The organism is Neisseria sp. P0021.S005 (assembly GCF_051956955.1).
Window position 1 is genome coordinate 21,454 of the sequence record NZ_JBQCWY010000004.1, and the last position, 8,868, is coordinate 30,321.

Annotated in this window: 8 protein-coding genes and 1 CRISPR repeat array (1 of these 9 only partly in view); all 8 genes read right to left on the bottom strand. The window is 49.5% G+C overall.

Annotation, left to right across the window (positions count from 1 at the left end):
- Positions 1-1,951: a CRISPR direct-repeat array (repeat unit 31 nt; unit sequence GTTTCAACACACAGCCGCCCGAAGGCGGCTG) (it extends 2,935 nt beyond the left edge of the window).
- A gap of 189 nt (positions 1,952-2,140) precedes the next feature.
- Entirely contained in the window at positions 2,141-2,434 is a 294-nt protein-coding gene (gene cas2 / locus ACTHUE_RS00950; protein WP_049349119.1) for a CRISPR-associated endonuclease Cas2, read from the bottom strand.
- 74 nt (positions 2,435-2,508) lie between these two features.
- Positions 2,509-3,522 carry a type I-C CRISPR-associated endonuclease Cas1c gene (gene cas1c / locus ACTHUE_RS00955; RefSeq protein WP_070625731.1) on the bottom strand — a complete coding sequence of 338 codons (1,014 nt, stop codon included), beginning with the start codon at positions 3,520-3,522 and terminating at the stop codon, positions 2,509-2,511.
- A gap of 60 nt (positions 3,523-3,582) precedes the next feature.
- Positions 3,583-4,206 carry a hypothetical protein gene (locus ACTHUE_RS00960; protein ID WP_070625733.1) on the bottom strand — a complete coding sequence of 208 codons (624 nt, stop codon included), beginning with the start codon at positions 4,204-4,206 and terminating at the stop codon, positions 3,583-3,585.
- A gap of 151 nt (positions 4,207-4,357) precedes the next feature.
- A complete protein-coding gene (locus tag ACTHUE_RS00965) occupies positions 4,358-4,717 on the bottom strand; it encodes a hypothetical protein (protein ID WP_070625737.1) in 360 nt (119 codons plus the stop codon).
- 116 nt (positions 4,718-4,833) lie between these two features.
- Positions 4,834-5,484, bottom strand: coding sequence for a CRISPR-associated protein Cas4 (gene cas4 / locus ACTHUE_RS00970; RefSeq protein ID WP_070625740.1), 651 nt, complete (start codon positions 5,482-5,484; stop codon positions 4,834-4,836).
- A gap of 15 nt (positions 5,485-5,499) precedes the next feature.
- Positions 5,500-6,366, bottom strand: a complete 867-nt coding sequence (gene cas7c / locus ACTHUE_RS00975; protein WP_070625742.1) for a type I-C CRISPR-associated protein Cas7/Csd2 — start codon at positions 6,364-6,366, stop codon at positions 5,500-5,502.
- 11 nt (positions 6,367-6,377) lie between these two features.
- On the bottom strand, positions 6,378-8,162 hold the full coding sequence (cas8c, locus tag ACTHUE_RS00980) for a type I-C CRISPR-associated protein Cas8c/Csd1 (protein ID WP_150540506.1): 1,785 nt from the start codon (positions 8,160-8,162) through the stop codon (positions 6,378-6,380).
- Entirely contained in the window at positions 8,159-8,836 is a 678-nt protein-coding gene (gene cas5c, locus ACTHUE_RS00985; protein ID WP_070625746.1) for a type I-C CRISPR-associated protein Cas5c, read from the bottom strand. Before cas5c ends, cas8c begins: the two co-directional genes overlap by 4 nt.
- Positions 8,837-8,868: the final 32 nt, after the last annotated feature.

The window sequence follows — 8,868 nt, forward strand, 5'->3', positions numbered from 1 at the left end:
ACGGTTAAAAAATCCGTAGTTTCAACACACAGCCGCCCGAAGGCGGCTGGGGATATATTGCACACGTATAAGCGGTACATTAGGGTTTCAACACACAGCCGCCCGAAGGCGGCTGTTCGCAATCACGCCCGACAGATTCGCCAAGAACCAGTTTCAACACACAGCCGCCCGAAGGCGGCTGGCCGTTTTATTTTTCGGCGCGTTATGTGTGAGCGGTTTCAACACACAGCCGCCCGAAGGCGGCTGATTCTAACGTGGTACTTATATAACTGCCCTGTTAAGTTTCAACACACAGCCGCCCGAAGGCGGCTGTCCGCAATACTTCTATGATAAGTGTGGGTATAATGGTTTCAACACACAGCCGCCCGAAGGCGGCTGCAATCAGCATTTCAAAGACGGGTAACACATCGTAGTTTCAACACACAGCCGCCCGAAGGCGGCTGTCAAAGAAGTTACCAAAACTGAAGAAGAAATCATTGTTTCAACACACAGCCGCCCGAAGGCGGCTGAACCGACTATTACACATACGGCGGCTATGAAATTGTTTCAACACACAGCCGCCCGAAGGCGGCTGGCCGATAAAGGGGAGTTTACATTTAAAGGCATTGTTTCAACACACAGCCGCCCGAAGGCGGCTGTCTACCTCGATTTACAATCAAACGAAATTTTTCAGTTTCAACACACAGCCGCCCGAAGGCGGCTGGATAGCGGCGAAAAGGTATGACGGCAAATGTAAAGTTTCAACACACAGCCGCCCGAAGGCGGCTGATAGACTGGACGCATGAATCAATTTCACTTTCAAAGTTTCAACACACAGCCGCCCGAAGGCGGCTGTTTTTTGGTATATGCAAAGCTAGTCAAGCATTTGCGTTTCAACACACAGCCGCCCGAAGGCGGCTGTACAACTTCCTGTTGTTCCGTACCAAGCACCGTCCGTTTCAACACACAGCCGCCCGAAGGCGGCTGTTCTTCATGGTTTTGTCCTTTCAGGATAATAAGAGTTTCAACACACAGCCGCCCGAAGGCGGCTGGTATGCGCCCCACCAATCTTGTAACCCATCGGCAGGTTTCAACACACAGCCGCCCGAAGGCGGCTGTCAAAATCTGATAAATGGCGGCAGGTCGTATGGGTTTCAACACACAGCCGCCCGAAGGCGGCTGAAATGTTTCCTCGTCCAGTTTAACCAAGCAATCGGGTTTCAACACACAGCCGCCCGAAGGCGGCTGCATCTGCGCCATGTCGATTTGGTATTGCTTAAATTGTTTCAACACACAGCCGCCCGAAGGCGGCTGTGAAGCAGGCGAAAAAACAGGATTGCAAAACGGTGCGTTTCAACACACAGCCGCCCGAAGGCGGCTGGCCTTGTTCATGCCTGCCATTGTTGCCTACCGTATGTTTCAACACACAGCCGCCCGAAGGCGGCTGGATAGCAGGGAGATAGCAGGGTAGATACTGGGTAGGTTTCAACACACAGCCGCCCGAAGGCGGCTGACTTAACAAAAGTGCTAGTACAATGCGAAGCCATGGTTTCAACACACAGCCGCCCGAAGGCGGCTGAAGTTAGCACCGCCAGCATCTTTGCTAATAGCCTGTTTCAACACACAGCCGCCCGAAGGCGGCTGGTATAGAGAAAGGATTAATCATGGACTTTGTATGGTTTCAACACACAGCCGCCCGAAGGCGGCTGTCTGATACTGGAACTACTGGAACTACATGGTTAGTTTCAACACACAGCCGCCCGAAGGCGGCTGCGCGTATTCACTGCTGACGTAACAATCCTGCAGGTTGTTTCAACACACAGCCGCCCGAAGGCGGCTGCGTCTCTGCCCTGATTGATAAAGCAGGCAGCAAAGGTTTCAACACACAGCCGCCCGAAGGCGGCTGCTGGCAAGCAGTAAAACTGAAAACGCAAAAATCATGTTTCAACACACAGCCGCCCGAAGGCGGCTGAGCCTCTCTTAAAAGCCTTGTTCCATCAGGTTTCGCAGCCCCGATTTCGCTAAGCTCCTAAGAAAAGCGTGAACGCGAGTATAACACAGCCTTTTCCGTTACGCCCGCATTCGCAATATCCTGATTATTAAAGAACAATCCCAATTCGCCAACCCTGCCGCATTTTCATGAGAACCGCAGGTTGGCGATTTACACAATCAACGTATCCTTAAACACATCCACCGCCGGTTTTGCGCCGTGATGTTCTACTTTCCGCCGCCATTTGCTGCCCAGATGGTAAAAGCGCAGGCTGTCAGTTTCAGGGTTGTAGGTTTTCAAAAGTTTGTCCTTTAAAACAACCCACTGATCGGGCGCGATATCGCATTCGAACACCGAATACTGCACGCGCACGCCGTAGTCCAAACACAATTTCGCCACGCGCCGTAGCCTTGCCTGTCCGTCCGCGTCTTCCAACGAAATATCGTAAGTAATCAGCATTAGCATTTTGTATTCCCATATACAGGCTGCTTTAAAGGCCGTCTGAAAATATCCGATCCGTTTTCAGACGGCCTGCAAACCTATCTCATCAAAAACGGCGGGTATTCCGCCAAATCTCCGCGTAAGTGCCGTGCCAACAACATTGCCTGAATATACGGCAGCAGCCCAATTTCCACTTCCTCGCCTAAAAACGGATGAACTATTTTCTCCTGCTTTTTCGCCTGCAAGGCTTGGAACAGCAGCTTACGCGCCTCCGCTTTCAAGCTCACCGCGCCGCTTGCCTCGGTAACAAAATCCTGCGGTTTGATTTGCCCGCGGTTAATCAGCGACAACACCAGCCTGTCTGCCCACCACGCGCGGAATTCTTCCAAAATATCCTGCGCCAAACTGTCGCGCCCCGGGCGGTCGGCGTGCAAAAAGCCCACCTGCGGATCCAGCCCCACACCTTGCAGCGCGCCGCTGATGTCCTTGCCCAACAGACTGTACACAAACGACAACAGCGCATTCACCCCGTCTCTAGGCGGACGGCGGTTGCGTCCGTCAAAAGAAAAACCGCTTTTTTCGCTCAAAAGCTGCCCAAATACGCCGAAATAACGCGCCGCCGCATCGCCCTCAATACCGCGCACCACGTCCAGCTCCGCCACGCCCTTCAACTGCCACAGCGAAATGTTCAAAGCATCGACCGCACTTTGAATCGCCGCATTCTCGCCGTAATTGCGAATCTGCCGCTGAAGCACCCGCTTGCTCGCCTGAATCTTCGCCGCAATGATATTGCGCGCAATCGGCACAGGATTTTGCTCCGACCCCCGATACTGCGCCCGACGCAGTAGCACATTGCCGCTTTGCCGCCCCTGAAGCCGCCCCAAATAACGTCCGTTTTCGGTAAAAAACGCCAAATTCACATTATTTTCACCGCAAAACCCTAACAAAAACGGCGATACCAGCACATTGCCAAAACAGAAAATATGCCCAATAGAATGCACCGGCAACTGCGCCACCTTCTTACGCTCCTGCGCCACCACCAGCGTCTCCCGCTCCTTATGCAGATAGCTGCCTTGGGTGGTGATATACAGCGTGTTTTGCAGTTTGCGCATGGGAAAACTCCTTAGGTTTTGACCGTGCTTTTGGGGTTAAACGGGGGGGCTAGCTAAAAATTAGATTTTATCTTCTGCCGGATCAACTTTATACCAATGCTCACAATTTCTTTTACACTCTAATGCTGGCGTAGTTCTTGTTACCCTTCTTTTCTTGCTACCATCAGAATAACGTATATTCTCCCACTCGATTGGCTTATTATAATATTTCATTTCTCCACCGCACTGTGGACATTGAGAAATACTAATTTTCTCTAGACTTAAACGATGCCCCATACCGCTAATAGCATAATTAAAAACTAATGGGTATCTAGTTTGATACTTAGTAATTCTGCGTAATGTAATGGTGATAAGAAATAATACAGCAATAGCTATTAAAATAAATATATAAGTATTATTTATTTCACTTTGTATTATAGTTTTACCATTTACTAAATATAATATGGGTTTAACTATACAATTATAAATAGGTAATAGCCCTGCTAAAGAAATCAGAAAACTAGCCCATGTCAGCCAAGCCATCGTAATGGGACTTCTCCAAATTGGTTCTGGGGTGTATGTAGCTATTTTCTTTTCATTTATTAAATCTGGTGCATCTTGAGTATGTACATTATGAACATCACCATTAACTATTTGTGTATTCCCATAAAAATTAGCATTTTTAAAATCATTTTTTTGTGTCATGTTTTTCCTTAGATATCTTGGATATCTTGAAACTTCAATAGAATATTATTCAGAATTAAATAATATTAAATATGCCCTGAGGTTAGCAGGTTGGGTAAAACAGCATAACCCAACCTGTATGTATTGAATCTATTCTATAACAACAAGTATACTAATCGTCTTCTAAACCCAGTCTTTCTCTTTCTTCTCGTATTTCCTCTAAATCATCTTCACTAAGCTCTCGTTCAAGGTGATAAAATATTATATTTGCATTATCCAGTATTTCATCAATTTCATCTGAATATCTATCTGCAAAATCACCTTCTTCAAGCTCGTCGATATGTTTCGACAATAAGTCTTGTGGCAAACCGCTTTTTAACCCGAGAAAGTCATCATGAAAAGTATAAACTCGGTCATCATGTCCAATATCCACTAAAATATCTACGACATTCTCTACAGTAGGATTTTCTAACTCTAGTTTTTCACCAACATCAGATAGATTGCTAAATTGATGTTCTATATTTCTTGTCATTTACGACTCCTTAAAATGTGTAATTACAATTGAGCATGATTACTCGTCTTCAGAAATTGCGATTAATTTAGAAGATTCAAGTTAATTAACGTAATAATTTTTTTTCAAATAAAATATTACTCCCCAAACAACCTCTCCACATACCCCACGCTCCTATCCCGTTTCCCCAATAACTCCGGCTGGCAAATCTCCACCAGCGAGCAGGCTTTGCAGCGTTTGCCGTAGTCGGGTGGCGGGGTTTGTCCGCTGTTTAGAAGTTCACGCACGGCAGCGATGGTGGCGAGTGTTTGGGCGCGTAGGTCATCTGAAAACGCGACAGGGACGCGGTGGCGGGTTTGCATATACCACAATGCGCCCTCAGAGACGGTTTGCCCCGTCATTTCTTCTAGGCACAAGCCTTGGGCGCAAAGCTGGATTTCATCCATCGGGTCGGGTTTTGGCTTGCCGCGTTTGTATTCCACGGGTTTCAGACGGCCTGTTTTCGTATCCACTTCCACCAAATCCAATACGCCGCTGATGCCCAGTTTCTCCGCCGACACATGCACCGTCCGCTCAAAGCGTACGCCCTTGCGCGTTTCCGGCTCGCCCGAATCCACCCGCTCATGCAACGCCTTGCCCTGCGCGGTCAAATAATTCTCCGCCCACGCCTGCTCGTTGTGAATCAACGCACATTGACGCGGGCAGAAGGCATAGTGTTGCAAGGCAGAAAGGGGAATCAGGCTAGTGTCCTGATTTTCCCCTTGGGTTTTGGTTAAAAGTGCGGTCATTTTTTTGAACGTTTTTTAAAGCAACTCTTCCACACTCACGCCATTTAAGCCGTCTGAAAGCACGCTGATTTTGTAATCGCCAAAACCGCTCGCTGGCGTACCTGATTCGCCGTTCACGCGTTCGACTTTCACGGCGTCAAACAGTTTATGTGCAGGCTGGCTGCCGAGTGCACTGTCGTGTTTAAAAACAATCAGTTTGCGCGCCGCCATTTCACCACGAGCGGCGGAGCGGTCGTGTTCAAACATCAGCGTCAGGGCTTGCCAGAGTTTGGCTAAGTCGTCGTCTGAAAAACCGGTTTTGGCGGCAAGGTTGGCGGAGATAAAGCCGTGCACGCGGTAGAGCGCGTAAGGGACGATGTATTTGCGCCCCATGGTGCGTTCTTTTTCCAAGTCTTTTTCGTTGGTTACCGCCATGCGGGTGATGGAAACTTCCAGCGGCACAATCGGGTCGATGGATTGGGCGAACGCCAGTTGTACAGGGCCGCGCACTTGTCCGCTGTTGACTTCGGTGGTCATCACGGCGCCGAAGGTGCGGATATCGAAGAAGTTTTTGCACATCCACGCGGTAATGTCGCGGGCTTTGGCTTCGTCTTTGGGCAGTTTTTTGGGTTCAGATTCAATGCCTAGTGCTTCATAAGCGCGTTTGTTTTGCAGGTTTAACACGCTTTTTTCTTTCACGTAGATTTCGTAACCGGCTTCGTTTTCGCTGCTGATTTCGACAAAATTACGGATTTTTCGTTTCAGGCAGACATCGGTTACCAAGCCTTTACTGGATTCGGGATCAAGGCGCGGCATATTGCCCGCATCGGGATCGCCGTTGGGGTTGCCGTTGGTAACATCAAAAAAGTAAACAAATTCATAGCGGTTTTGAATGGCAGACATTTTCTGGCTCCTTAGTTTTCAATGGTTTCAGCGGTTTCTTTTTTAGCAAAATAGCTTTGTTTTTGATGGTAATAGCCGATGGCGAAGCGGCCTTGCTCGTCAATGCTCAAATGGCGCGGAAAGGTTTCGGGCAGTTTGGCAATGATTTTGCCCAAATCTTTATCCAAATTCACCGCCATGCCGGCTTTGTCTTTACGCAAGCGCGATAAATGGTGTTTTGCACCCGACAAAAGGCGCGGAAAAACCGAAAACGGCACGGCAGATGCAGAGCCGTAATAGCGGTCGGCGATACCGGCGTTTAATTCGCCCAACGCCTGATATTGAATGCGCTCCAACACGGCAAACAGCCGCCCTAAAAGATAGGCGCGATTCGGACTTTCATTGTTCAAACTCATAGGAACTCCTTCTTCGATAAAACTTTTTCTAAAACGCCGCTCCAATACGGCTTTCATCATTGCCACGCGCAGGCCGTTCACGTCGCCGTCGGCACGGATTCGGGTAATCAGTTGCGACAGTAAACTCAAAGGGTACGGCGTGCCGCAAATCACGGCGCGAGTCATTTCTCCTGCTAAAACGGGTGAGATATTTTCGCTTTTGCCTAGCACGGCAGTTTGCAATAAGAGTCGCCAAATAGACGGCGGCGTTTTCCATGCGCAAGGCTCAATGGCTAAATCTTGCCAATGCTGCGCCAAATTTTCCGCCAACTGCCCAAAGGTCGTATCCAGCCAAAACCGAACAGAAATCCGCGCGGCATTAGGGGCAAGCCCTAAGATATAAAAACGGGTATTGGGAGAGAGTTCGGGCGCAATTTCTTGCAGCGGGCGACCTTTGTTACTTATTTGTTTCAATACGTTGAAAACTTTGGCGCTTTCTTGTTCATCATCCGGCGGCGTGAACACGTGCGCGAAAAAGCCTTCGGCAGCCTGCGCCGTAGCGCTATCGTCCGCTTCCGCCCAAAAAACCGTGCTGGCGTCGCCGATGGTCAGGCAGTGATTATTTTCGCGGCGCAACAGATAGTTCAGCGCGGTGGTGTAGGCAAAGGCGGATTGTTCGGAAACGGGCGCATTTGCGCCTTGCTCCTTGCCAAAAGAGGCAAAGGCTTCTTTGTTAAACGAGATAATCGAACCGCCGGAGCTTTGCCCGCCAAATACGCCTTTAATCGCCGGATGCAGCCGCGCAATCGGGGCAGTGTCGCCGCTAATCAGGCACAAGCCCTCAAGCGCTTCGTCACTTTTCAGGCAGCCTGCCCACAAGGTTTGCGCAGCTTCACGTTTATGGATAAGTGTGGTCGGTTTTTCAAGAGAAAATGCGATGTTGGCATCGAGCATTTCGGCAGGCAGATTTTCGGTAGCAAAATGTGCAGGCTGCCAGTTTTGCAGAAAACGGCACAAGGCTTGCAAGCCTTCATCTTCGCTGTTTTGCAGTAAATCGAGATGGTATTGCTTAAAGGCATCAAAGGTTTTTTCAGACGACGTAAACGGTTTTTCTTTCGCTTCGGCTTTGTTTTTATTAGCTTCAACGCCAAGCGCATAAGAAGTTTTATCCCACAGAAAAAATGGCTTGGGTGTAGTACCTGGGCGTTTGAAGGATTGAGGCACGCTCATCAGCTTCGGTTGCGGCTTTTTATCAGCTGTCAGATTCGGCACAACGGTTTTCAGACGGCCTTCTTTGTCCAATACCAAAATCCAGCCGATTTTTTCCTCGCTAAAGCCATAAGGCGGCACTTTCGGGTTGCCCATTTCATCGGTTTCCGCTGCCAAACGGCGGTAATAGCGGGCAAGGGACGCAAGAATCATGCTTTCACCTCCTCGGCGTAAAACGGCGGCACATCAATCACGCCGTCTTTCATTTGTGCGCGGAAAAAATGTGGTGTGTTGCCGTGGTCAAAATCAATATCGTGCAGCATCCAGCCCAAATCGCGGCTTGCCTCGCTTTCCAATAATGCCGACGGCGGCAGCGACTCGCCCTCGTCAATCAACGCAAAATCGGCAGGGAATTCACGCACGCCCAAACAAGGCTGCTGAAAGCATTGCCCTTTTTTCGCACGGCGTTTGAACATCTCAATATGCTTGGTAACAGTCTCATCCGCCCCCGCTTTTGCCGTCAGCACCGCATGAGCTTCAATCACATAAGCCACGTCTTTGAGCACCGTCGCCGCGCGCTGCTGGCGGTCGTCTTCAATCAGCGTATATAAATCGGCAACGCTCTTACGCTTCATCGCGCCGCTGACCTTGCCCGCCGAAATCTTGCCACCTAACTCATTGCGCCGCACCGACTCAAACCGAATCGGCTTCAACACATAAATCTTGTCTATCACCCACCGAATCGCCGGCTTCCAATGCACCGCCGCCAAAATCCCGCGCGCCGCCGACGGTGTGATGACATCATAAGACACCCGCTCCACCTTCATCTCCGGACGGGTAAAACAGGCATAATCGCCCCAAATGTGTAGGCGGATTTGGTTTGCCATACAAACTCCTTAACACACAGCCGCCCGAAGGC

What these genes read in the sequence shown, in the direction of transcription:
- cas2 (WP_049349119.1), bottom strand. Translation starts at nt 2,434, where the DNA reads ATGCTAATGCTGATTACTTACGATATTTCGTTGGAAGACGCGGACGGA.
- cas1c (WP_070625731.1), bottom strand. Translation starts at nt 3,522, where the DNA reads ATGCGCAAACTGCAAAACACGCTGTATATCACCACCCAAGGCAGCTAT.
- ACTHUE_RS00960 (WP_070625733.1), bottom strand. Translation starts at nt 4,206, where the DNA reads ATGACACAAAAAAATGATTTTAAAAATGCTAATTTTTATGGGAATACA.
- ACTHUE_RS00965 (WP_070625737.1), bottom strand. Translation starts at nt 4,717, where the DNA reads ATGACAAGAAATATAGAACATCAATTTAGCAATCTATCTGATGTTGGT.
- cas4 (WP_070625740.1), bottom strand. Translation starts at nt 5,484, where the DNA reads ATGACCGCACTTTTAACCAAAACCCAAGGGGAAAATCAGGACACTAGC.
- cas7c (WP_070625742.1), bottom strand. Translation starts at nt 6,366, where the DNA reads ATGTCTGCCATTCAAAACCGCTATGAATTTGTTTACTTTTTTGATGTT.
- cas8c (WP_150540506.1), bottom strand. Translation starts at nt 8,162, where the DNA reads ATGATTCTTGCGTCCCTTGCCCGCTATTACCGCCGTTTGGCAGCGGAA.
- cas5c (WP_070625746.1), bottom strand. Translation starts at nt 8,836, where the DNA reads ATGGCAAACCAAATCCGCCTACACATTTGGGGCGATTATGCCTGTTTT.